The organism is Motilimonas pumila, assembly GCF_003596335.1.
Classification (GTDB): Bacteria; Pseudomonadota; Gammaproteobacteria; order Enterobacterales; family CBDFNC01; genus Motilimonas; species Motilimonas pumila.
Genome location: NZ_QZCH01000009.1, coordinates 85,690 through 110,114, shown reverse-complemented (window position 1 = coordinate 110,114; position 24,425 = coordinate 85,690). Strand labels below are relative to the sequence as shown.

General features: G+C 44.5%; 22 protein-coding genes. 9 read left to right on the top strand and 13 right to left on the bottom strand.

The window, feature by feature from the left end; translation table 11 throughout:
• Positions 1–26: 26 nt before the first annotated feature.
• The 4 genes from D1Z90_RS08920 to D1Z90_RS08905 form a co-directional block, all read right to left on the bottom strand.
• Positions 27–2,528: a UvrD-helicase domain-containing protein gene (locus D1Z90_RS08920; protein WP_119910403.1), complete on the bottom strand. Its 2,502-nt coding sequence runs from the start codon at positions 2,526–2,528 to the stop codon at positions 27–29.
• 116 nt (positions 2,529–2,644) lie between these two features.
• On the bottom strand, positions 2,645–3,361 hold the full coding sequence (locus D1Z90_RS08915; RefSeq protein WP_158587093.1) for a class I SAM-dependent DNA methyltransferase: 717 nt from the start codon (positions 3,359–3,361) through the stop codon (positions 2,645–2,647).
• 162 nt (positions 3,362–3,523) lie between these two features.
• Entirely contained in the window at positions 3,524–4,216 is a 693-nt protein-coding gene (locus tag D1Z90_RS08910; RefSeq protein WP_119910401.1) for an aspartate/glutamate racemase family protein, read from the bottom strand.
• Between the two features lie 317 nt (positions 4,217–4,533).
• Entirely contained in the window at positions 4,534–4,998 is a 465-nt protein-coding gene (locus D1Z90_RS08905; RefSeq protein WP_119910400.1) for a YehS family protein, read from the bottom strand.
• Positions 4,999–5,131: 133 nt separating this feature from the next.
• Here D1Z90_RS08905 and ycaO point away from each other — a divergent pair, with 133 nt between their 5' ends.
• From ycaO to D1Z90_RS08870, 7 genes are all read left to right on the top strand, one after another.
• Positions 5,132–6,922, top strand: a complete 1,791-nt coding sequence (gene ycaO / locus D1Z90_RS08900) for a 30S ribosomal protein S12 methylthiotransferase accessory factor YcaO (RefSeq protein ID WP_119910399.1) — start codon at positions 5,132–5,134, stop codon at positions 6,920–6,922.
• Between the two features lie 230 nt (positions 6,923–7,152).
• The gene (locus D1Z90_RS08895) at positions 7,153–7,428 is read left to right on the top strand and encodes a hypothetical protein (RefSeq protein WP_119910398.1); all 276 of its coding nucleotides are present in this window, start codon (positions 7,153–7,155) and stop codon (positions 7,426–7,428) included.
• A gap of 110 nt (positions 7,429–7,538) precedes the next feature.
• The gene (gene pflB / locus D1Z90_RS08890) at positions 7,539–9,818 is read left to right on the top strand and encodes a formate C-acetyltransferase (RefSeq protein WP_119910397.1); all 2,280 of its coding nucleotides are present in this window, start codon (positions 7,539–7,541) and stop codon (positions 9,816–9,818) included.
• A 188-nt stretch (positions 9,819–10,006) separates the two neighbouring features.
• Positions 10,007–10,807 carry a pyruvate formate lyase 1-activating protein gene (gene pflA / locus D1Z90_RS08885; protein ID WP_119910396.1) on the top strand — a complete coding sequence of 267 codons (801 nt, stop codon included), beginning with the start codon at positions 10,007–10,009 and terminating at the stop codon, positions 10,805–10,807.
• 22 nt (positions 10,808–10,829) lie between these two features.
• Positions 10,830–11,501 (top strand): energy-coupling factor ABC transporter permease, encoded by a 672-nt coding sequence (locus tag D1Z90_RS08880; protein WP_119910395.1) that lies wholly within the window; start codon positions 10,830–10,832, stop codon positions 11,499–11,501.
• A 487-nt stretch (positions 11,502–11,988) separates the two neighbouring features.
• Complete coding sequence (locus D1Z90_RS08875; protein ID WP_119910394.1) at positions 11,989–12,987, top strand: PEP-CTERM sorting domain-containing protein; 999 nt, start codon at positions 11,989–11,991, stop codon at positions 12,985–12,987.
• Positions 12,988–13,149: 162 nt separating this feature from the next.
• Positions 13,150–13,431: a hypothetical protein gene (locus D1Z90_RS08870; protein ID WP_119910393.1), complete on the top strand. Its 282-nt coding sequence runs from the start codon at positions 13,150–13,152 to the stop codon at positions 13,429–13,431.
• A gap of 82 nt (positions 13,432–13,513) precedes the next feature.
• Here D1Z90_RS08870 and cydC read toward each other — a convergent pair whose 3' ends face one another.
• From cydC to D1Z90_RS08840, 6 genes are all read right to left on the bottom strand, one after another.
• Positions 13,514–15,253: a thiol reductant ABC exporter subunit CydC gene (gene cydC / locus D1Z90_RS08865; protein WP_119910392.1), complete on the bottom strand. Its 1,740-nt coding sequence runs from the start codon at positions 15,251–15,253 to the stop codon at positions 13,514–13,516.
• Entirely contained in the window at positions 15,246–17,075 is a 1,830-nt protein-coding gene (cydD, locus tag D1Z90_RS08860; RefSeq protein WP_232525227.1) for a thiol reductant ABC exporter subunit CydD, read from the bottom strand. Before cydD ends, cydC begins: the two co-directional genes overlap by 8 nt.
• A gap of 78 nt (positions 17,076–17,153) precedes the next feature.
• A complete protein-coding gene (cydX, locus tag D1Z90_RS08855) occupies positions 17,154–17,279 on the bottom strand; it encodes a cytochrome bd-I oxidase subunit CydX (protein ID WP_119910391.1) in 126 nt (41 codons plus the stop codon).
• A gap of 9 nt (positions 17,280–17,288) precedes the next feature.
• Positions 17,289–18,428: a cytochrome d ubiquinol oxidase subunit II gene (gene cydB / locus D1Z90_RS08850; protein WP_119910390.1), complete on the bottom strand. Its 1,140-nt coding sequence runs from the start codon at positions 18,426–18,428 to the stop codon at positions 17,289–17,291.
• 8 nt (positions 18,429–18,436) lie between these two features.
• On the bottom strand, positions 18,437–20,026 hold the full coding sequence (locus D1Z90_RS08845; RefSeq protein WP_119910389.1) for a cytochrome ubiquinol oxidase subunit I: 1,590 nt from the start codon (positions 20,024–20,026) through the stop codon (positions 18,437–18,439).
• A 52-nt stretch (positions 20,027–20,078) separates the two neighbouring features.
• Positions 20,079–20,654 carry a GbsR/MarR family transcriptional regulator gene (locus tag D1Z90_RS08840; protein WP_119910388.1) on the bottom strand — a complete coding sequence of 192 codons (576 nt, stop codon included), beginning with the start codon at positions 20,652–20,654 and terminating at the stop codon, positions 20,079–20,081.
• A gap of 193 nt (positions 20,655–20,847) precedes the next feature.
• Here D1Z90_RS08840 and D1Z90_RS08835 point away from each other — a divergent pair, with 193 nt between their 5' ends.
• Positions 20,848–21,531, top strand: coding sequence for a tRNA (adenine(22)-N(1))-methyltransferase TrmK (locus D1Z90_RS08835; RefSeq protein ID WP_119910387.1), 684 nt, complete (start codon positions 20,848–20,850; stop codon positions 21,529–21,531).
• A 274-nt stretch (positions 21,532–21,805) separates the two neighbouring features.
• The gene (locus D1Z90_RS08830) at positions 21,806–22,597 is read left to right on the top strand and encodes a SpoIIE family protein phosphatase (protein ID WP_119910386.1); all 792 of its coding nucleotides are present in this window, start codon (positions 21,806–21,808) and stop codon (positions 22,595–22,597) included.
• 4 nt (positions 22,598–22,601) lie between these two features.
• On the opposite strand, the gene D1Z90_RS08825 is transcribed toward D1Z90_RS08830, so the two are convergent.
• From D1Z90_RS08825 to yfbV, 3 genes are all read right to left on the bottom strand, one after another.
• The gene (locus D1Z90_RS08825; protein ID WP_119910385.1) at positions 22,602–23,183 is read right to left on the bottom strand and encodes a hypothetical protein; all 582 of its coding nucleotides are present in this window, start codon (positions 23,181–23,183) and stop codon (positions 22,602–22,604) included.
• Positions 23,184–23,255: 72 nt separating this feature from the next.
• Positions 23,256–23,840, bottom strand: a complete 585-nt coding sequence (locus D1Z90_RS08820) for an HAD family hydrolase (protein WP_119910384.1) — start codon at positions 23,838–23,840, stop codon at positions 23,256–23,258.
• 112 nt (positions 23,841–23,952) lie between these two features.
• Positions 23,953–24,396: a terminus macrodomain insulation protein YfbV gene (yfbV, locus tag D1Z90_RS08815; protein WP_119910383.1), complete on the bottom strand. Its 444-nt coding sequence runs from the start codon at positions 24,394–24,396 to the stop codon at positions 23,953–23,955.
• Positions 24,397–24,425 lie beyond the last annotated feature (29 nt).

Below are 24,425 nucleotides of genomic sequence, written 5' to 3'. Positions count from 1 at the left end.
AAGGTGACAGAAGCAAGCCTAGTGACTTAACAAGTCGCCACTTCAGGATAGTCACCGGATAAGAGCTCTTGTACGTACTCACTTGGCGAGAGTTTATCCGCTAATAAATACGCCTGCAGTTTGGCACGCGTTAGCGCCACATAAAATAACCTGCGCTCTTCTTCACTTTGCGCACCAGAAGGCAAAGGTAACAATTGCGCCATGAGTGGTTCGCCTTGTTGCGCAGCAGGAAAACCAAATTTTCCCTGATTCATTGCCAGCACTATACTCACATCCGCTTCTTTACCTTTAGCGCCATGCACAGTATCACAACAAAATTGCCACTGTGGGTACGCTTGTTTTAAGGTCTCAATGTTTACCGTATTTGGCAGTTGATGCTTAAAACGAGCCAGCAAGTATATGGTTAATGCCGCTTTACCATGCTGCTTCTTCACCAGATTTAAGCACCGTTTAATGGCCTTCAACTGACCGTGTTGCTTGTTGTCAACTTCGTCTGATAGTGACTGCGCTTTTGGCAATGAAAACTGATGCACAAAGACTTGTGGTCCTTCTATTTGCTGTTTCGCGGTGATTTGTTTGTTGATTTGCTGCGGATTAGCCATCACAAAACGCGTAGCAACATTGGCCACTTGATTATTCAGACGAAATGTTTGATCAAGGCAGTGTTGCCGTGTTTTACCAAAATAGCGTTCAAACTCTGTTGTTAAACGCACATCAGCGCCATTGAATCCATAGATAGCTTGCCAGTCGTCTCCGACGGCAAATAAGGACGCATCACCGTGATTTTGCTGCAAAGCTTGTAATAGCTTGGCCCTTGATGGTGCGATATCTTGAAATTCATCAACCAGTAAATGCGACCACAAGCTGGAAAATTTCCCCTTAGTGACCAGTTGCGTCGCTTGATTGATCATAGAATCAAAATCAACCTGCCCTTGCTGCTTGAGCGTTTTTTGGTAGCGAACCTGAAGCTGTTTTAACCATTTCAAGCGAGTGGTTGCAACGGGATCTGTGTGAACGTTTTGCTTGATGTCATCAAGCCGCTCAGCTTGCAAAGCTTGATCGTACGCCGACAATTCATCAGCGAGTTGCTTGGTTAAGGTGTGGAAAGCATCGCTTTGAAATAACCAGCGTAGAAAGTCTTCGCATATCGGCTCATGTAATAACGCCTGCCACTGAGCTAACTGCTTTTTCAGCTTAGAGATTAAACTGGTGAGCTTTTTCATTTCATCGCCAGCGGCTAAGATCAACACCAAATAGTTGATATCCTTCTCTTTGGCCTGTGATTGACGCGCTTTCAATACCGCTAAACGTGCGCTGTCTGCATGACAACAATCAATATAGGCGTTATGGGTTGGCAAGAAAATATCGACCAATTGGCCATCGTTGAATGGACCACTTGCATTTAATTCGAAACGAATACTTTGGCTAAAGAGATAATTAGCCACTTTACGTTGTATAGGACAACTGGCTTCTAGGCCATTTAGGGTAAGCGCAGACTGAGTATCTAACCAAAAACAAAAATAGGGTAGGAGTGCTTTTTGACCACTTTGCGCAGTAAGAATTTGTTGTAAATTATTACTTAGCCAGCCTATTTTTGCATCATGACTTAATGCCAATTCACTGACTTCAGGGGAGCGGCCAGTAGCTGTATGGATGATATGCAATGCTAAACTGTGGAAGGTCCTACACGTCACAGCTTTGCAATCCGCGTGTAAAGCAAGCCGTTCTTGCATTTCTGTTGCAGCTTGTTTGCCATAAGCCAAACAGAGTATTTGATTGGCACTGGCTTGCTGGCCTCTGATCAAGTAAACCATGCGCGCAATCATCACGCTGGTTTTTCCAGAGCCTGCCCCAGCGAGCAATAAGTTATTATCATCGTCCATCACGCACGCTTGACGCTGAGCTAAGGTTAAAGCTTGCTTTTCGACACTATCAAAAAGGGACTGATGCACTGCAAGCTGGTGCTCGCTGAACCTCTGCTGTAACGCGTCAACACCTTGTGCTTGCCACTCTACCATCGCGCTCAGCTGCGACAATAACGTCGTTAAATCTTGCGGCAGGTTTGGCTGTTTATAAACTGGCAGCCAACGTTGGTGAGCGGCATTTACGGCGTAACTCAGCTTAGAAAAATGGCTGTTTCTGACGTATCGCCTTTGATAATAAGGCGTTACTTTAGCAACCAATTGGGCTAAACCTGCTTGGTGCGATGCAATCCAAAATTTTAACATGGTGGCTTCAAATCGCTGCGGGCTTTTATAACCTTGCCACTTTACCGTGACTTCACCTTCATTCGTCATTAAGTAACAGCGACAGCCCAACCACGCTTGCTGGAAATAAACCGGAGCGAGCAAGTCTTGCCAATTAATGACGTATATCGGGGTCGAGTAAGTGTCGTCACTGAAAACCACCACTCCTTTGGCATTAAAGCTAAGGCATTGCTGAGGCTTAACACGGGCGGCAATTTTGCCAAACCAACTTGGGGCTAAAGAAAACTCAGTGAGAGGCTTTGAAAGTTCAGGTTGAAGCACAGTACTGGCCTTAAAAAACGATAAGGCTCAACAATATACGGCGTTGAGCCAGTATCACCAAGCATTAATCTAACGCCATGGTGTGAATCGCACAAAATTGAATTCGGCTTAACGCGTTAACGTTGCGAAAACGTATAACAGCTATAAAAAATATCTGCTGTGAGCGTTTGCGGCGCTTCACATGTGATTAGCCTCTCAACCACAGCTTGAAATGGGTCGCTTAGGTGAAAAGCGTCGCGCAATAATTGATAACGCGATTCAGACGCCAACAAAACATGGGCAATTTGTTGGTGGCTAACAGCAATCGATAGCGTTTCTTGGCCTTGTTGTAACGGCGCAAAAATCCCGTGGTTGTCAAAATTGACTTGATGATCATATCCGCCTTCACTGGGCGGTGTGTGAATATCAAATCGTTGTAATAAAGCGTCTAAATGGACTTCAAAGTCATACACCAACACCTTGGCATCTGGTTGACATAATCGTTTCAAAGCAATGCAAAGTGACTCAGATTGTGCGTAAAATAATGAGCCTGCAAATGTCACGACATCCGCCTTATGCTCTTCTAATGAGCACTCTTGAGCCGTCGCCACCCGATATTCGACGCCTTTGATTGCTTGCGTTTGAGCTATCATGTCTGCACTAGGATCAATAGCCAAAATACGCTCACAATAAGGCGTCAGAGCCAAAGTGCTTACCCCGGTGCCACACCCTACGTCTAAACCTTGTTTGAAATGACTATTTAGCGGTATGAGCTTATTTAAAATCATTTGGTGCAGCGGCGGTCGGTATGCTGCGTAATGACGAGAAATATGGCTGTTGTACTGCTGGCTCATACCCATTCCTTATTGTAGGTAGACTGAGTTATTGATTAACTCGTTGCTGAGTTACGAGTTCAAACGTCAATTTACGTTGAGCCACTTAGGTCTGTCTCTGCTTTATGTCAACAAAATTGAAAAGTGTTCGCCCCCATGACATAAACCGTGAAGTTTGCCACATCATGAAATGGCAAACTTCACCGCGCAGGCAGCATGTATCGCCGTTGTGTCCAACAGCGGTACATCGCAATCGCTTTGCTTCACTAATAAGGTAATTTCAGTACAGCCCAGAATAACCGCTTCGGCGCCGCGTGCGGCAAGATCAGAAATAATGCGGATATAAGCGCGTTGAGATGCTGGATTGATGTCACCTAAACACAGCTCTTGATAAATCACTTGGTGCACTAATTCTCGATCAGCTTGCTCAGGCACAAGGACGTTAAGGCCATAGTTTTCGATTAAGCGCTGTTTGTAAAAGTCTTGTTCCATAGTGAAAGAAGTGCCAAGTAATCCAACACAAGTGAGTTTGTCTTGCACGATACATTCAGCGGTCGCATCGGCAATATGTAACAAGGGAATATTTACCGCCATGCTGACGTCTTCGGCGACTTTATGCATAGTATTAGTGCAAATTAATATGCAATCAGCCCCTGCGGCTTCGACTTCTTTAGCGGCTTGTTGTAATACACGCCCCGCCTCATGCCAATCTCCTTGTTGCTGCAGATTTTCGATGCTCGCAAAATCAAGGCTCACCATGGCAATTTTTGCGCTGTGCAGGCCGCCATATACTTGTTTGATGCCTTGATTAATATTGCGATAATAATCCAAAGTACTTTCCCAACTCATGCCACCGATTAAGCCAATGGTTTTCATTTACCTTCCTTGTGTGTGAACGGCACTTAAGTGGCCATCAAAGTAAAAAGTCATAAACAACAGACATTAACTTTAGTAGAGAGCTAGAAAATTAACAGTGTAGAAGGGTTGAAATGCCCTTGTATTATTGGCGCTCGCCTTTATCAGATTGACGATGAAACGGATGCACGAAAAAGTGGAATAGAAAAACACAAAAGGCAGGAATGCCTTAAGGTATTAAATGGTCAGGTTAAATGCAACTTAACGGGTTAAGCGTCACTTAATGACTGGCAGCACTATTCACACCACCAGCCGTATATATTTGCCAAGGGGCGCACTTAGTCTTGACTAGGGCGATATTTTTCACAGATAGCAAGCAACATGTTGCGCAATAATTGATCACCACAAGGTTTGTAGTTTCTACTGCCAGGTTTTCTGAATAAGGCGCTTAACTCTGATTTGGATAACGGAAAGCTAACGGCTTGCATTAATGCCAGTAAGTCTTCTTCTCTTAACTCTAATGCAATGCGGATTTTCTTCAAGATCAGGTTGTTATTTAAACGAGTCGCAGGCTGAGGTTTGTTATCACTTGGTCCTCGCTGCTTGATGATCAAGCCATCCAGAAATGCGGTTAACTGTTGATCATTACATTCCACGTAACCTTCTTCGGTTTCCTTCTTAAGTAAGGCATGAATGTCTTTTTGGGTGATTTTATGGTCAACCAAGGCAAACATCTTTTGAATATCGTCTTCGCGAAGGTTTAAAGCGTAGCGCAAGCGACGCATAACAAGGTTGTGGATCATATTGTACTCCAGTAAATTCAGGTCGTTAAATTAACACAAAATCAATATAAAGAAAAAATTCATGCAATAGCGCCTACTTATACCCCTGTGCTATTCTTAAGCCCCCTATTACAGTGCCACAGACGGAAATACGATGTCACGATTAGAAACAAACGCCGCACTCACATTTATTACTGGCAAAGACGCCGCCCTTGAAGACTCCATTGAGAGCATGCAAAACAAATTGCGACGCTTTGGGTTTGATATTGAAGAAGCCTCTTGGCTTAACCCAGTACCCAATGTTTGGTCCGTGCATATTCGTGATAAAGCTTGTCCAATGTGTTTTACCAATGGTAAAGGTGCCAGCCAAAAAGCCGCCTTGGCCAGTGCCCTGGGAGAATTTTTTGAGCGTTTGAGTTGTAACTATTTTTGGGCTGATTTTTACCTTGGTAAAAGCGTGGCTCAAGGTGAGTTTGTTCACTACCCCAATGAAAAGTGGTTCCCATTGACTCAAGATGATGCCCTACCAGAAGGTATTTTAGATGAGTATTTGCACCAGCATTACAACCCTCATCAAGAGCTCATGGCCAGCCATTTGGTAGACTTCAACTCAGGGAACGATAAGCGTGGCATCTGTGGCTTGCCTTTTACGCGTCAAGATAATCAAGAAACCGTGTACATTCCGATGAATATCGTGGCGAACTTGTACGTCAGTAATGGTATGTCGGCAGGCAACACTCGTACTGAAGCCAGGGTACAAGCTTTGTCTGAACTGTTTGAGCGAAGCGTAAAAAACAAGATCATCGCCGATGGCATCAGCCTTCCTGAAATACCGGCTAAAGTCATCAAAGCATACCCTGGCATAAAAGCTTCTATTGATAAACTTGAAGCGCAAGGCTTTCCTATCTACAGCTATGACGCCTCATTGGGCGGAAAGTACCCGGTAATATGTGTGGTGTTACTGAATCCTGCGAATGGCACATGTTTCGCCTCATTTGGGGCCCACCCGAAATTTGAAGTGGCGTTTGAGCGTACGGTAACTGAACTGCTTCAAGGTCGCAGCTTAAAAGACCTTGACGTGTTTTACCCGCCAAGCTTTGACGATGAAGAAGTGGCCGATCACCATAATCTTGAAACCCATTTTATCGACAGCGCAGGCTTGATATCTTGGGATTTATTTAAGAAAAAGCCGGACTATGATTTTGTTCATTGGGACAGCCCGGGCAGCAGCCCTGACGAATTTACCAGTTTAATGAAAGCTTTTGATGATTTAGGACAGCCGGTATACATTGCTGACTACCAGCACCTTAACGTTTATTCTTGCCGGATCTTAGCGCCTGGTTTGTCTGAGATTTATCCTGTAGAAGATCTCGTATGGCGCAATAATTCGGGCGGCAATCAACTGCGAAAGTTGATCTTTAAGTTATCCAAAGATTGGTTTAACCAAGATGTTGTCAATCAGGTCTTAGATTACCTTGACGTGCAAGATTACAGCGAACAAGAGCGTGTTTTCGAATTAATTGGCGTTGCCTTTAGTGCAGACAGCCCTTGGAAAACTCTACGGGTCGGAGAGCTCAGAGGCCTACTTCTTTTAAGCTTAGGCGAACACGAAGAAGCCCAGGAATGGATCCAGTGGACTCTGGATTACGGCCAATCAACCTTATCAGAGCAAAGACAGCGCTTTTTTGACTGCTTGAATCAAGCCTTACAACTGAACATGGATAATACTCGTAAACGCAAGCAGTATTTACCTGTGTTCAATCGCATGTATGGTCCGGCATTGGTAGCACAAGCATTTGAATTGATCGACCAACAAGCCCCTAGCCATGGTCTACATAAAATCAGTGCCAAGCTCAAAAACCTGCCAATGCATCAAAAACTGTTGCAAGCTTACGAAAAATTACAGCAAGCCAAAATAGCAGAAACCAGCAAAAAGCCGCTGTAAAAAACCAATGCAGCACACTTAAAATACATTAATCGTCTTTTTTATCAGTAACTTCAACTTAGATTACGAAGCCTGCTGATAAACAAAGGCGATTTTTTCATCATTATTTGTTGAAACCAAAAATGTAGTAAAATTACAAAACAAAACCGCCAAAACTGATTTAGATCAATTTTTAGCGTCGAGTGCTCTGCTATATTTTCAATATAGAAAATAAATAACAGGATTTCAGAGTGGAAAAAATGAGACAGCATCCAGCTTTCATCACCCAAACTGAAAGCAACACGGCCTTCACCATGTATCGCCAAGCACCTTGTTTACTTGTTATTTATTTTATTCGCACCACCCTTTCTACTTTTTATTCTTGTTTCCAGTCTGTTACCCAATCATCAAATATCGTTTCTGTTAATGACTTAATGCATATTTTGATGTTTAATTTAGTGCGCTGTGGTGATTTATTATTACCTGTATTAGCTAACGCAGACCAGACTGACGTAACAAAGGGCTAGGTGCTGAGAAGAATTTACAACTCTGCTTTGGTTTTATTCAAAAGCAGAAGTTAAAAAATTAGCAACTGAATTTCAGTTTCGATTCATAATCATACAGTAGGAATACCGTTATGGCAGAACAACAAAACAATGCAGCTTGGGATGGTTTCACCCCAGGTGAATGGCAAAATGAAGTCAATGTTCGTGACTTCATTCAAAAGAACTACACTCCATATGAAGGTGATGATAGCTTCTTAGCCGGTGCCACTGATGCCACAGACAAACTGTGGGAAAAAGTAATGGAAGGCATTAAGCAAGAAAACCGCACGCATGCGCCGGTTGACTTTGATACTTCTGTGATCTCTACCATCACTTCTCATGATGCGGGTTACGTTAACAAAGACCTAGAAACGATTGTGGGCCTTCAAACTGAAGCGCCACTGAAGCGTGCAATTATCCCTAACGGTGGTATTCGTATGGTTGAAGGCGGTATTGCTGCTTACGACCGCGAACTAGACCCTACAGTGAAGAAAATCTTCACTGATTATCGTAAAACTCATAACCAAGGCGTGTTTGACGTTTACACTGGCGACATCATGAAATGTCGTAAGTCTGGTGTATTAACCGGTCTACCTGACGCTTACGGCCGTGGTCGTATCATTGGTGATTACCGCCGTGTTGCACTTTACGGCATTGACTTCCTGATGGCTGACAAAGCGAAGCAGCATAAGTCACTAGAAGCGGAGTTGGTGGCTGGTAACCAACTTGAAGATACCATCAAACTTCGTGAAGAAATCTTCGAGCAATACCGTGCCCTTGGTCAAATGAAAGAAATGGCCGAAAAATATGGCTACGATATTTCAAACCCTGCGACAACGGCTCAAGAAGCCATTCAGTGGACTTACTTTGGCTACCTAGCTGCAGTTAAATCACAAAACGGCGCGGCGATGTCATTTGGTCGTACTGCGACCTTCTTAGACGTTTACATCGAACGTGATTTACAAGCGGGCAAGATTAGCGAAGTAGAAGCGCAAGAGCTGATTGATCACTTAGTAATGAAGCTGCGTATGGTGCGTTTCTTACGTACACCGGAATACGATACATTGTTCTCTGGCGACCCTATCTGGGCGACTGAGTCTATCGGTGGTATGGGTACTGACGGCCGTACTCTTGTGACTAAGAGTGCATTCCGTTTCTTGAATACTCAGTACACAATGGGACCTTCACCAGAGCCAAACATTACGGTTTTATGGTCTGAAAGCTTGCCGTCTAACTTTAAAGAATACTGTGCCAAAGTTTCTATCGACACGTCTTCAATTCAATATGAAAATGATGACTTAATGCGTGATGACTTTGACAATGACGATTACGCCATAGCGTGTTGTGTATCACCAATGATTGTTGGTAAGCAAATGCAGTTCTTCGGCGCACGTGCCAACCTTGCTAAAACATTGCTTTACGCCATCAACGGTGGTGTAGACGAGAAGCTAAAAATGCAAGTAGGTCCTAAGTCTATTCCTGCGATTACAGCAGAAGTACTGGACTACGAAGAAGTGGCAGCCAACCTTGATCACTTTATGGATTGGTTAGCAGAGCAATATGTTACATCGTTGAACTGTATCCACTACATGCACGACAAGTACAGTTACGAAGCGGCCCTAATGGCGCTGCATGATCGTGACGTATCACGCACAATGGCATGTGGCATCGCAGGTCTTTCAATTGCGGCGGACTCTTTAGCGGCGATTAAATACGCGAAAGTGAAGCCAGTTCGTGACGAAGACGGTATCGCGGTAGATTTCGAAATTGAAGGCGATTACCCTAAATTCGGTAACAATGATTCGCGTGTTGATGACATTGCGTGTGAGCTTGTTGAAAGCTTCATGAAGAAAATCAAAGCACGTCCTATGTACCGTAACGCACGTGCAACGCAATCTATCCTGACGATTACTTCTAACGTGGTATACGGTAAGAAAACAGGTAATACGCCAGACGGTCGCCGTGCTGGTACACCATTTGCGCCAGGTGCAAACCCAATGCATGGCCGTGACGAGAAAGGCGCAGTGGCTTCACTTACGTCGGTATCTAAATTGCCATTTGCGTACGCTCAAGACGGTATTTCTTATACTTTCTCAATCGTGCCTAACGCGCTGGGTAAAGATGATAACTCACAGCGTTCAAACCTTGCAGGTTTAATGGACGGTTACTTCAAGCACACGCCAGATTTAGAAGGCGGTCAGCACTTGAACGTGAACGTAATGAATCGCGAGATGCTGCTGGATGCGATGGAAAACCCAGACAAGTATCCCCAACTAACCATTCGTGTTTCTGGTTACGCGGTACGCTTTAACTCTTTGACTAAAGAGCAACAAAACGACGTAATTACACGTACGTTTACAAGCTCACTATAAGTCGCAGTGATTATTGATAAAGCCTTGCATTTGCAAGGCTTTTTTTTTATCTCTAGGTTAGAAAAGCGGCTTTAAAAGGCACCGACAATTGCCTTTTAAAGCTTTTACCCATGCAGTATTTTCGTTAGAATTAAGCTATTGTTGAGGGTAGACACGCCCACTTAAAGCTATCCAGTAATAAGGCCACTATGACCGCTGAACAATCTCTTATTGATATTAAAAACGAGCCCCCTGTTGGTATCGATTTCGACCAAGTAACCGGCCGTATCCATTCGGTAGAAACTTGTGGTACGGTCGATGGCCCAGGCATTCGCTTTATCGTTTTTACACAAGGTTGCTTAATGCGTTGTAAGTATTGCCATAACCGTGATACTTGGGACACAGAAGGTGGCAAAGAGGTCACCGTTGATGAATTAATGAAAGACTTAGTGCAATACCGTCACTTTATGAACGCGAGCGGCGGTGGCATTACCGCAAGCGGTGGCGAAGTGATGTTACAGCAACCTTTTGTAAAAGCCTTGTTCACCCAAGCGAAGAAAGAAGGCATTCATACTTGTTTGGACACCAATGGCTTTGTCCGTAAACTCGATCCACTTGTAGACGAAGTGCTGGATGTTTCCGATTTGGTCATGCTTGACATTAAACAAATGCACAATGATCGTCACATTGATCTTACCCACGTCAGTAATAAATACACCCTAGCGTTTGCAAAACACTTAGCTGAGCGAAACCAAACCGCTTGGCTGCGCTACGTCGTGGTGCCCGGTTATACCGACGATGAGCAATCTGCGAGAGATTTAGGCGAGTTTATCAAAGACATGAAAAACATCGAAAAGATTGAGCTACTGCCTTACCATGAATTGGGTCGTCACAAATGGATTGCCATGGGCGAAGAGTACCCATTAGAAGGCGTACATCCACCATCACGTGATGTGATGAACTTGGTCAAAGATGTGCTAAGTGAATACCACGACAACGTCATATTCTGATTAATAACGACACAAACGCAATATGCCAGACGAGCTAAGGACAGCCGTAACCCACTCTTTTACTACCTGGCAATGGCTAACCATGGTCATTGCTCTAGTGCTAACCTTATGGTCTTTCAAATTTCGCCAGTCTCCCTCGTTAGTAAGTGATAAACGCAAACAACACTTATGTTTGCTTGCTGCAATTTGCCTTATTCCCCTTTGGATCTTAAAAGCCGGGTTACACCCGGGCTTAGACATCCATTTTTTGGGATTAACAACACTCACATTACTACTTGGTTGGCGTTTAGCCGCGTACAGTGCTTTGGCTACCCTTATTTTGCTTGCCTGCCATGGTGAGCAACCTCTTGCCTACATTGGCTTACATGCTTTGGCCAGTATTGCTTTACCTGTATTAATCAGTCAAACAGTGTATTCATTGTATCTTAGGCACTGCCCATCTAATTACTTCATTTATGTTTTTGTCTGTGGCTTTTTTGCCGGCGGCATTAGCATGCTCGCCAGGCACTTATTCACTGCCAGCTATTTCTTAGTAACGGGTGACTACTCCACTGATATTATCTGGCAAGACTTTTTATCTTTGTGGCCCTTGCCTATTTTTCCAGAAGCTTTGCTTAATGGCATGTCTATTGCGCTGCTTGCCATATACAAACCCCATTGGCTAAGCCAGTCAGACCAGGATCAGTGGCGCTAAGTTGCTGTAAAGATTGTTGTAAAAACAGATGTAAAATATCCTGACACATTGCCCTATTCTGTTTATCCAAGACCAAATAGATAATGACCTTTTAATTTTTAATCGATTTATTTGCAAATTAAAACCTACCAGCAGCAAACAGCGTGGCAAATAAACGCTTAAACTTTAGTCAAACCATCAATAGATACGCTTAAACCGATCTAAAGTATCCAACCCATTATTTTAATAACTGGATAATACCGATATTGAGAACGTTCCCACCGGCTTAGCAAGCATTAATACTTACAAACTCATCAACTAATACTTATTCATTATGTCGATTTAATTTACAGATAAATGATCAAGTTATCACTATAACACGCTATGCGCTTGTTTTTATTAGGTTAACAAATAAATGTCAAATTGGTATGTAGATTGCTTTATTGATATTGAGCATATTTAGTTGTTTTGGTATGTGAACACGCAACATATTTTCGAGGACAACAAAATGAAAAAGCATACAAAAAGTTTGATTACAGCGGGAGTTGCAGCAGCATTGCTCTCCACCGCGTTTTCTGCTTCAGCAGGAAGGGATGTGATGCTGCAATTTACCGGCGTCAACTTCTTCTATGACCCCATGCAAACATTCAACGATGTTGGTTTAAACACTGACCCTGCAAATTATCCAAATTCTAATCGTCCAGGTCTGCTAGATTCTGATAATGATGGCTTCGATGACGCAACGGGCCAGTCAATGACGTTTGGCGTATTACGAGATGGCGTTAAGAATGATGGATATAGCCCTGGTGACTTTCCCGGCGGATATGACTATACATCTGATGTAGCAGGTAAATATGTAACAGGTGGCGCAACAACTCAAGATAATAAAGCTGACTCTACTTTCGGTGAATATGAGTTTGGTAGCCCAGTTTCTAGTTATAAAGCGTTTGCGAAAGACGATGACGGATTTTATACCATATTACTTGGTGAGTTCGTCAGTGAATGGTTAGCGTTAGATTTCCGTATGGTGCTAGATCAAAATCAAGTCAATGGAGATCCCGCACCGGGAGATTCCGTGAGTTATGACATTGCCACTGAGTACAGCTTCTTCGATATACTAACAGAAGAGCCTGGCACAGGTGAAAAAGAATGGGGCCTAGGTATTGACTCCATTCAAACCGGTGTATTAAATGTTTCTAACACAGGTCAATCAGAATTAGTATTTACCGCCTTGTCTGCGCGCGTATTTGATGAAGGAGCGCCCAATGGCACTACACGTACCGATAATATGCCTCTTCCAAATGCACCTGTGCTAGAGCCAATCACGTTTTCGTTTAGCTTCCAAACCGTCGGGGCTGCTAACGGCATACGCAACGCTCAAAGCTTTATAGGTTCTGGTACCGGTGAAGTAACTTACAGCATCCCAGAGCCAAGCTCTATTGCGCTATGGGGCCTAGCTTTAGCCGGGTTAGGATTCTACCAGCGTAAACGCACTATGAAGAAGTAACCCTCTGCTAAGGCAAGTAAGCCCTCTTGCCTTAGTTAACTGCTATGCCCTTTATTTTGCCACAAGTGTAACTTGTGGCTTTTTTGTGCTTCTGTCGTTACTCTTGCGATTTCATCAGCGGCGCTTTAAGCTTATCTTTCTTTAGTTATACTAATTGTCGCGATGAAACAAATAAAAGCTGTCAATCAACTGTTGCATAAACACCCTAAGCTTACCCACAGCGAAGATGTCAAAGTCGTTAGCCACACCCAAAGAGAGCTGGAAGATTGGCATCTTAACACTGTGATGATTAAGGGTTGTGATGCCCCGTTTAAATTTAAGCGTAAACACGCTTATCAAAACCTTAAAGGCGCCAGGGTCAATATTACTTATTACCCGGACGCAGAAAAAGTGGCAAACTTTGACGTTGAAGTGATGCGCGTTGTCCGGTTAAAACGCGCCTAATATCACTGAACCCTAAGCAAACCTAAGTAAAGCTCAAGCCAATATCTGCAACAAAGCACTGTTAAACCTGTGCAGGCTGGGATCAAAAATAATCCAGTAAGTCTTGGTAATAGGCGCAGCTATCGAGTAAATCACCGTGTTTACCCTGAGCGACAATGTGTCCTTGCTCCATCACAACAATGTTATCCATTTGCTGAAGCATTACGGGTTTGTGCGTGATCATGATTAAGCTTTGTTGGGTACGCGCTAAATGCAGTGACAACTTGTTCACTATGCTCTGCTCTGTAAGGGGATCTAGCCCCTTAGTGGGTTCATCTAATACCAGCACATGGCTCTCTCTTAATAACGCTTGCGCGAGCATAAGGCGCTGCTTTTGACCACCGGATAAACCGGACCCCGTTTCACCAAGCCAAGTATTCACGCCATCAGGTAAAGATGCTATCCACGCCTTTAAGCCTGCACTATCAAGGGCACTGTGCATTTGAGTCTCAGTCATGTTCGGCTGAGCTAAGCGTAAGTTATCGGCAATGGTTGACTTAAAAACATGGCCTGATTGACTCATTAATGCCGTGTACTGACGCAGCTCTTGCGCCTTTATCTTAGCGATTGGCACACCGGCAATCGTTAACTGTCCTTGCTCAATAGGCCAGAACCCCATCAGCAAGTTTACCAAGGTCGATTTTCCCGCCCCGCTGGCACCGATAATGGCCACTTTTTCCCCAGGTTGCAGACTCAAGTTGATATTCTTGAGTACCGGCTCTTTGGCATCAGGGTAAGAAAAACTGACGCGTTTGAATGCCACCTCACCTAGCACAGCGTTTTCAACCGCCGAACCTTCTGGGTGTTCACTTTCTTGAGGGACAGATTTATCCATAATTTCAAACAATCGCCGAGCACTGGCTAAAGTGGCGGGCAACAATTGCATCGCAAGTGGCAAAGCCAACACTGTCTCAACACACACCAAAATAAGTAACGCTAAACTGGCGATATATTCGGGGGCTAAATGACCTTGCTGCGCCAAAGGTACGGTAATCAGTAAGCTGATTAACACCATCATGTTGATGAGAATGAAGCTCATGCTTTCAAACAAGGTTTGTCGCCGATGTAAGGCTAGCTCTACTTGATATAGCTCCTGACTGACACGATTAATTTGCTGTTGATAACTGCCAGTGAGTTGATATACCAACACTTCTTTTATTGCGCTGACACTGTCTACCAATTGCAGCTTGAGTGTTGCTGTTAGCGCAACTTGTTGCACCGCACTGCGTTTGCACCAAAGGTAGCTAAGAAACGGGATGCCCAGACCAAGCAACAACAATGCTGCTGCCACCCAGAGTGCCAGTAACGGCGAAAAATACGCCACCGCGCTGCAAACTAAAGGCACGCTGATCAATGCTAAGGTTAAAGGCAACAATATTCTAAGATAGAAATTATCTATATGATCAATATCTTGCTGCATTCTTGACATTAAATCACCAGAGCGAAGTTGCAGCTGATGATAAGGAATCAAGGGCTCTAACTGGCGATAAAAATGCACCCTTAAATGGGCTATTACCTTGAAGGTTGCCTGATGAGTCACTAATCGCTCGGCATATTTGCCAACGGTTCTGACGATGGCCAAAAACCTAACAATGGCGCCGGGCGTGAAGTAATTAATGCTGGCCCCCGTCAGCCCCGCCATGGCCATGATGGTTAAAAACCATCCCGACACTGCGAGTAAGCTGATATTTGCCAACAAACTGAGCAAAGATACTAAGGCACCAAGTAACATCCAGCCTAACTGTGGCCGCATTAAGGCACATAACCTAAGAAACTCATTCATGGCGACCTCCCGCATGCAACATTTGTTGGTATAGGCCGGGTTGCTGACACAATAATGAATGGCTACCTTGTTGTTGTAATCTCCCTTGATGAATCACATAAATGCAGTCTGCTTGGCTAACGGTATGCAAGCGCTGGGCAATTACGATCACAAGATGATGCTCGGCGTATCGCTTAATGGCTTGTAACACAGCCGCTTCACTGTCTTTATCTAAATGACTGCTGGGTTCGTCTAAAATTAACACATCAGGTTGGTGATAAAATGCTCTGGCTAACGCCAACCTTTGACGTTGTCCTCCAGATAAGCCCGCTCCCGCTTCCCCTATTTGAGTGTTTAACCCAAGTGGCTGGGATTTAACCCATTCAGCCAGACCGGCTTGGCATAGCGCCTGTTCGATTTTAGCGAGATTATATTGTTCGCTAAGCGCGACATTGAAACCAAGCTCGCCGTAAAAAATGTGCCCTTGTTGCGCTATCCAACCGCAATGCTGAAGCCAAGCGTCTCTGTTGCCCTGTTCAAGGGCAACGCCATTAATAAGCACTCGCCCTTGTTGCGGTTGATGAAAGCCCATTAAGGTCTCGATTAAAGTCGACTTACCCGCCCCACTTGGACCAACAATGGCGTGCAAGCCTTTATTGTCAAAAGACAGCGTCACCTTATCAAGTGCTTTGTCTCGCTTGTCATATGCAAAAGAAACCTCGTCAAAGTGAATATCAAAAGGCGCGTTAAAAGGCCCTGCCTGATTTTCATTGCCGACCGGCTGCCCGCTAGTTATTTCAGACTCTCGCGCTTGCTCAGATACTGCTGCATCTTGATAGAGCGCAATCATATCTTGTGCCGCACTCACTCCCGCCATTTTGGCGTGATATTGAGTGCCTAGGTTTCTCAGCGGTAGGTAAAATTCTGGGGCCAGTAGCAAAACCCAGAGCGCTAAGAGATAGTCCACTTCGCCGTAATACAGGCGAAACCCCATGATCACAGCGACAAGTGCAATGGAGACGGAAGCTAAAAACTCAAGAAAAAAAGACGATAAAAATGCGATTTTTAAAATGCTCATCGTTTGGCGACGATATTGGTCGCTAATGCTGGCGACGGCAGCAATCTCTTGCCGTGAAGCGTTAAAAATCTTTAGCTGGGTTAAACCTTGGATAATATCCAAAAAATGACTGCTCATACGAAGCAGCTTAGCCCAGTGTTGATGGTTGAGCGCCTCTGCTTTTTTGCCAATCATTATCATAAAAAACGGGATAAAAGGCGCAGTGCAAAGAAAAATCAGTGCCGCGCCCCAATCAAAGGGAATAACAATGGCTAATATCGCCAGAGGGATCACTGAGCAATACGCAATAGCAGGCAAATAACCCGCGTAATAATCTTGTAGTGACTCTACGCCTTGATGCAGTAATTGCGCACTCTCTGCTGACCCTTTTTGCGCCACAAAACTTGGCCCGAGATGAAATATCTTAGCCAATAAATCTTTACGAAGTTGATACTTAATGGCCACTGCGCCGCGATAGCATAATCTCGATGAGCCATAGCTCAAAGCCGCTCGCACCAGGATGATAGCCAACATGGCCCACATATAGGCAGCGAGTTCATGCAGCCCCCACTGTTTGAAAATGGCGCCGTCAAGCATGTGTGCAAGTAATGCCATCTGTCCGATTACTAAAATGCCGTGGCAACAACCTAAAGCGACGCCTTTACTCAATAAACCTTCACTGTGTTGCTTTTGCTGCTTTAGCCATTGCTTACTTTCTGCTGCTGTAACGCTTGAGTCGCCGGGGTTCAAGTCAACCTCACTTTCAACGCTAAGAGATGGGCCCAATTTACCTGTGCTATAGGCTATTTGAGCGGGAATGCGGGGAACCAGCTTCTATAAGCATAGAAGCTGGTCGATGTTTTGTTAGTTCTCTGGATCTTGGTCTTTAGCGACGTTGTCCACGTGCTGCTCCATTTCGTACCACATCACATTTATGACGCCGAACGCACAAGCCAATAAAACGCCTAAAATCCAACTGAAATACCACATAAAAACTCCTTAATACGCTGAATGACTGTTTTGGTCAATTTCTGCCACAGTGACGGTGCGCCACATGCGGTAATAACACCAAATGGTATATGCCAGTACCACCGGCAGTAATACCACAACGGCCACTAACATCAGCTTTAATGTTAATTCACTGGATACCGCGTCCCACATCGTAAGGCTATGATTTGGAACGCTACTGGAAGGCATCACAAATGGAAACATCGCGCTGCCAGCCGTTAAAATGACGCCTGAAGCCGCTAAGCCACTACAGATAAATGCCAGCGCCCCCTTGCCTAAACGAATCATCAATGCAGCCAATAAAGCCATCACAATGCCTAAGCCAGGCAATAACCAAAGGATCGGCATCGTGTTAAAGTTGTTCAGCCAAGCGCCATTCGCAGTCGCCACGGTTTTCAAGGTAGGATTTGCAATACCGCCCGGCTCAAGTCCGCTGCTGACCACAAAGCCATCTATGCTGTATACCACCATGAAGCCACAAGCGATAAAACTGGCGACCATGATTATAGCCGTGACTTGGCCAATTTTGGCCGCTCTGGCAGCGACTAAACTGTCTGTTCTCATTACCAACCAGCTACTGCCGTGGGTGAGTACCATGGCGACGCTTAACACTCCTGCAAGTAAAGCGAACGGGTTAAACAAGGCAAAGAATGAACCGGTATAACTGACCCGCATTAATTCATCAAACTGAAATGGCACGCCTTGTAGCAAGTTACCAAACGCAATACCAAATACTAACGGCGGTACCATAGAGCCAACAAACAGCGCCCAGTCCCAACGATTTCGCCATTGCTTATTGTCTATCTTGCTGCGGTAATCAAAACCAAGCGGACGCAAAAACAACGCAAATAAAGTCAACATCATCGCAAAATAGAAGCCGCTAAAGGCCGTGGCATAAACCATAGGCCAAGCAGCAAAAAGCGCGCCCCCTAAGGTAATAAACCACACTTGGTTACCGTCCCAATGGGCGCCTACCGTATTGATCACTACGCGACGTTCATTGTCAGTTTTACCGACAAAAGGCAGCAGACCACCTACCCCCATGTCCATGCCATCGGTAAAAGCGAAACCTACCATTAACACGCCGATGATCAGCCACCAAATCAGTTTTAAGTTTTCGTAATCAAACATAATGGCTCCTAGTAGGCATCTTGTCTAAGTGTAGGGGTTGGCTCTGCTGAGTCCTGCTCAAAATGGTAACGGCCTGTGTGCAAAGAGCTGGGCCCTAGGCGTGCAAACTTCACCATTAACCACATTTCTATGGTCAATAAAATGCTGTAGACAATCAGAAATGCCACCATGGTAAATATCACGTCGTTAACTTGTAAATCCGATACCCCAAGGAACGTCGGCAACACTTCACTGATAGCCCAAGGCTGCCGCCCGAATTCAGCAACAAACCAACCGGTTTCAATCGCAATCCAAGGCAGGGGTAAAGCAAAGAAAATGGCTTTGAGTAACCAACGTTTTTGCTCTATCACTCGTTTGGCATTGAAATAAAACGCCAGTACAAAAAGCACAAACATAACAACGCCACAGCCTACCATTATCCTAAAGGCCCAAAACAATGGCGCTGCAGGCGGCGTTGAATCTTTCACTGCCATTTGAATTTGCGCTTCGGTTGCATCGACAACATTGGCGGTATAACGCTTAAGCAATAAGCCATAGCCGAGGTCGACCTTTAATTCTTCAAAACGAGCCACATTCTCCGGGGTATCATCGCCAGAGCGCAGTTTTTGCAAGTATTCGTATGCCACCATGCCGTTACGAATACGAACTTCATGCTCTTTTTGTAAATCTTTTAAACCTGTCACCTCTTCATTAAGTGACCGCGTTGCAATGATACCCATTAGATAAGGGATCTTGATCGCGTATTCGGTTTCCATGGTTTCATCATTAGGCAAACCGACCAAAGTAAAAGACGCGGGGGCTTCTTGGGTATGATATTCAGCTTCAATGGCAGCCAGTTTCACTCGCTGCACTTCACCGACCTCATAGCCCGACTCGTCTCCCAGTAGCAACACAGAACAAATGGACGCGAGACCAAAGCCGGCAGCCACCGAAAATGAACGTTTCGCGAACGCTAAATCCCGGCCTTTAAGGATGTAATAACTGCTAATGCTCATCACAAACATGGAGCCGGCAACATAACCTGCCGCTACCGTGTGAATAAATTTAACCTGTGCCACTGGGTTAAACACTAACTCGGCAAAGCTGGTCATCTCCATGCGCATGGTTAAGTAATTAAACTCACTGCCTACTGGGTTTTGCATCCAGCCATTGGCAATCAAAATCCACAGCGCCGACAAGTTGGTGCCCAGTGCCATTAAAAAGGTCACGGCAAGGTGCTGACGTTTACTTAAGCGCTCCCAACCGAGAAAGAACATGCCCACGAAAGTGGACTCTAAAAAGAAGGCCATCAGGCCTTCTATGGCTAACGGAGCGCCAAAAATATCGCCAACATAATGCGAGTAGTAAGACCAGTTGGTGCCAAACTCAAATTCCATGGTTAAACCAGTGGCAACACCAATGGCAAAATTGATACCAAATAATTTGCCCCAAAACTTGGTCATATCACGGTATATTTCACGCCCTGTCATGACGTAAACAGATTCCATAATAAACAGGATCCAGGTCATACCTATGGTCAATGGCACAAATAAGAAGTGATAGAGCGCGGTAATGGCAAATTGCCACCGCGAAAGCTCTACCAGGGTTTCATTAATCATGAGAGATTACTCCTAAACAAAAATTCTTGTTCTCATTTCGCCGCACAGCACATTAGCGTTCAAAGTCGTTACCTTGTGCTTTGGTTTGGCTTGGAAAAAGTTGTTCTTTCACCGACAGCATTTTGCTCACACCCGCGCCCAATTTCATAAGCGCGCTGAGATTTTCTGGCGATAACCTTTGCAGCTCACCGGCCCATTGCGTCAGCATCTCAAGCAAGTCGTGTATTTCTTGCATCTTTTGCTGCGCGTATTCTTCCTGCGGATTATTCGCCGAGACTAATAAGTTAGTACGTAATAAAGACAACGTTGGGTCTACCTCACGTTTTTTGCGTTCTTCAAATATCGTATTCGCCATGTCCCAAATGCTGCCCGTAACGCGGTAATATTCTTTTCTGTCACCTGGAATGTGACTGACTTGCACTAAACGCCATGACTGCAGCTCTTTTAGTCCCATGCTAACGTTGCCACGGGAAATGTTGAGCGCACTGGCTAAGTCATTAGCAGAGAGCGGCGATTCATTCACCACCAGCAATGCGTACATTTGCCCTACTGTGCGATTAAAGCCCCAACGGCTGCCCATTTCACCGAAGTGAAAAACAAATGCTTGGATATTGGGTGAGATTTCCATATGACACCTAACGAACTTTCAGAAATTTCTGAAAGTTTAAACTTTTTAAATATTGTTGATCAAGATCAATGTGAGTTGTTTTTCATGTTAGGTCAAAAAAAGCACAGATACGGGATAAATTTGTCGAAATATTCGACAGCTATTGGGTTTATAATCAGGTTGTAATACACTGCGGCCGAAATGAGGAGGCAGTGTGACGGTAAAAATGGGTAAACGATTGCAGCAAATTGTTGATATGGCTTGGCGGGCTCAAGAGCAAAAGCACTATCAGCATATTTGGGACATGTGTTGCGATCACGGTCAAGTGGGTATCAATTTATTGGATCGCTCTCCTGCATGCCATTTACATTTTGTCGACCAAGTGCCGTCTATTATGACATCGCTACAGCTTCGGCTAGAGCACCACTTTGCCTCTAGTAGCACACATTGGCATACCCATTGCCAAGATGCTGGTCAGATCTCTTTCTCTGCAGCTGAATCTCACTTGGTCATCATTGCTGGCGTAGGTGGCGTCAATACACTTGCTTTGATTAATCAAATGTTGTCAAAAACGCCAAGCTCGAATATAGATTTTTTATTGTGCCCCGTTCACCAACTTTGGCCACTGCGCAAAGCGCTCAATCAAAAAGGTTATGGTTTAGAGCGAGAACAGTTATTGCAAGAAAATCGTCGTTTTTACGAGTTACTATATGTTAGTGGCACCAGCCAAAAAGCAATAAGCAACACTGGCTGTCACTTGTGGCAAGCTGACAAACGTTTAAGCGAACAGTATCAGCAACGATTATTGGCACATTATCATCGCATGCAACACGCCGATGACCAGCACATCGCTACCATTATTGATGCTTATATGAAGGTTGATCGCCACTGGCGCTGAATGCGCTACAACCAAGCAAGTAATTAAATAAAGCACTGCAACGGTGCAATAGCCACACAAGCAAACTCTATCGAATTAGGTTCCCTCGATTTATGTTACTTAAAATTTCTGCTGCGCTCCCTTCCCTAGCGCCTTAAGCACATCAATCATTTATTTTTAGCCATGTCTAACTTTCTGGCCCAAACTTTGCGTTACTTGATGCATGGTGGCGATTCAATGCGTTTCATTTGCGTTGCTCTAACGCGTACCTGCCAGTCCACATCAGGAGAGAAAGATGACCAGTGTTATTGACCAATTAATAGAACCACCACAGCGCACTATCCATATCCCAGCCTTAGATAAGGCCTGTGGTCACACTCAACAAAATGAAATAATAGCGGGGCTCTCTCTTGGCAAAAAAGGCGGCCTAAATATGAATGCTTTTGCTGCAATAAAACCCAAGTCTTGGACCCAGCACTATAAAGGGATTGTTGCAACCATAGCCGATGGCATCAATAATAATTTAGCAGGGCAACAAGCCAGCCAATTAAGTGCTACGCACTTTATCACTGATTATTTAGATACACCCGAAAGTTGGACGGTCGAACAAAGTATCGATCGCGTGATCACCGCTCTCAATACCTGGCTATTTCGCTATGGCGCAGTTAAAGGACATTACACGACGCATTTCTCCAGCCTGGTTTTACATCAAGGGCAAGCCCACATTATTCACTTAGGTCACTGCCAAATAGGATTAATTAGAGATGGAAATTGGATACCTGTAGGCCAAACGCCGTTAACGACAGAGCATAGCCAGAGTTTGGGATCGCGAGATCGTTGTGCTTATCAATACGAGTCATTGGCCACGCAACCGGGCGACGTATTTGTCATGTCTACCCCGGGGTTTTACACCCGGGTGAGCCAGAGTGAAGTGTGCCGCCAAGTTACACTGGCGCGCAGCAATGGCAGTGAGTTAACCGATACAGCAGCGCAACTGTGCCGTAGCAGTCACGCCAGTTATCAAGACAGCAGCCTATTATTGCTGAAGGTGCTACAAGAGCCTTCGCAATGCAATAAAGACTCTTAAAGCATCAAAAAGTAGACTGGCGTAATAATTCAGCCAACGCGGTTTGTTCTTCTACGCACTTGCTGTGCATTTCATTGGGTGCTAACAATTGATATTGCTGGCGTTGCTGTAACAATGTTTGATTTAGAGAGTCAGTCAGTTGGCGTGCACTGTGCTGAAACTGCTGTTTCCCAATACGGACATTAATACCATCACGGTAATAGTGTTTACCGAGGGCAATTTCATTTTGGGCAACTTGATGGAATTGCATTAATTGAGCCGCGACTTGGCCACCGCAGACTTGTGCTGGATAATCAAACAGTTGACTAGATTGATACGCTTTAATGCTGACTTCGGCGTATTGCGCCTCGATGGCTTTTCTTACGCCAAGTTGACCTAAGGCTTGTTTGCTTCGCCCTGAAATCTCTGCCAGCTCTGTTAACCCTTTTTCAAGGTCTTGATCAGAGCCTGCAGCATGGTGCCAGGGCTCACTTTCACATGGCATACCTTGATATACAACGCTGCCATTTTCATGCTGACATTGAAATACTTCAGCGTACACGTTAAACGATAACCACAAGAGAGTGAGAAAAATGCGTGATTTCATTGAAAATTGAGTTAGCTATCAGGTGACGATAATTGTTAATCAAAATCGATATTTTGCCAACAAAAGCCTTTATTATTGAGAAGTAAGTCTTTGTTTTAGAATTAATTCATCAAAATGACTAATAACAATATCCGCATCACCACTGTAACTTGGTAGCGCTCCTGGGCAGTACAAACAAGACAGCATTCCAGCATTGTTTGCCGCATCGACATCGTATTTATAATCCCCAATGTACATGATTTCTGGGTGGTCAATACGCCAATGCTTAGCTATTTGTAAAAGGGCCGTCGGGTTGGGTTTCGCGGGTGCGTCTTCACGGGTGAGTAACAAAGGTATTGGAATTCGGTTGCGCTGCATTTTAACATCTGCGGCAGCAGAATAATTACGGGTGACAATGGCCATAGGGATGTTTGCTTTGGCGAGTAAATCGACATAACGCTTTGCGCCTGGCAACCAGGTCGCGTGCTGAGCGTCATCAAGTTCATGCTCGCGCACTTTTTGCTCCGCTACGCTTCGCTCTCTCGCAGGCAAAGTGCTGATAAAATCCAGAATATCCGCTCCTTTTGGGCATCGAATATCGTGTCGAATTTGTTCAAAGTTAAGTTTCGACAGCACTAAAGTGTTGTCTAAATCGAAAATGATACCTCTAATTTGCATATCTGCCTCGCGCCAATATTCCGCCTATCATTTAATCTCAGTTAGAACGAAGAAAAAACAAAAAGGATCACGTTTTCACACCTTGGCTTTGGCACAATGGCCATTTTTATGGCTATGAATCCTTAATAAATGCTTTATCGAGAGATTTGAATCCCCGCTTGAGCACCAAGGCTAAATCGCGATATTTAGGCTTGTTGACGGAATCAATATCAGGCTCTTCAATTTGTTGTAACTTTGCAAATAGCTCGTGATACCAATTTGCTAAACTCGGTGGTAATCGCGTGTTAGCCCGGTTACCTAACCAAAATAGCCCCTGAAGTGGTAAGCTGAGCATAAAAACTACCATAACCACGCTGGTGGGCCAAAACATATCCGCGCCAAATTGGTATTGGATGAGCAAGGTTAGTACGGCTAACGCTGGCATACTATGTTCTGCAAATTGAGTGACTTGCATAATGCGGTTCTCAGGAAATAAGCCGTTAAGCTCTTTTCTTCTCGGCCACAATTTCATGTAGTCTTTGCCATCTTGTAATTTTCTACCAAAAACATTCATCATTGCTTTTTATATACCTAAAATTGCATAAT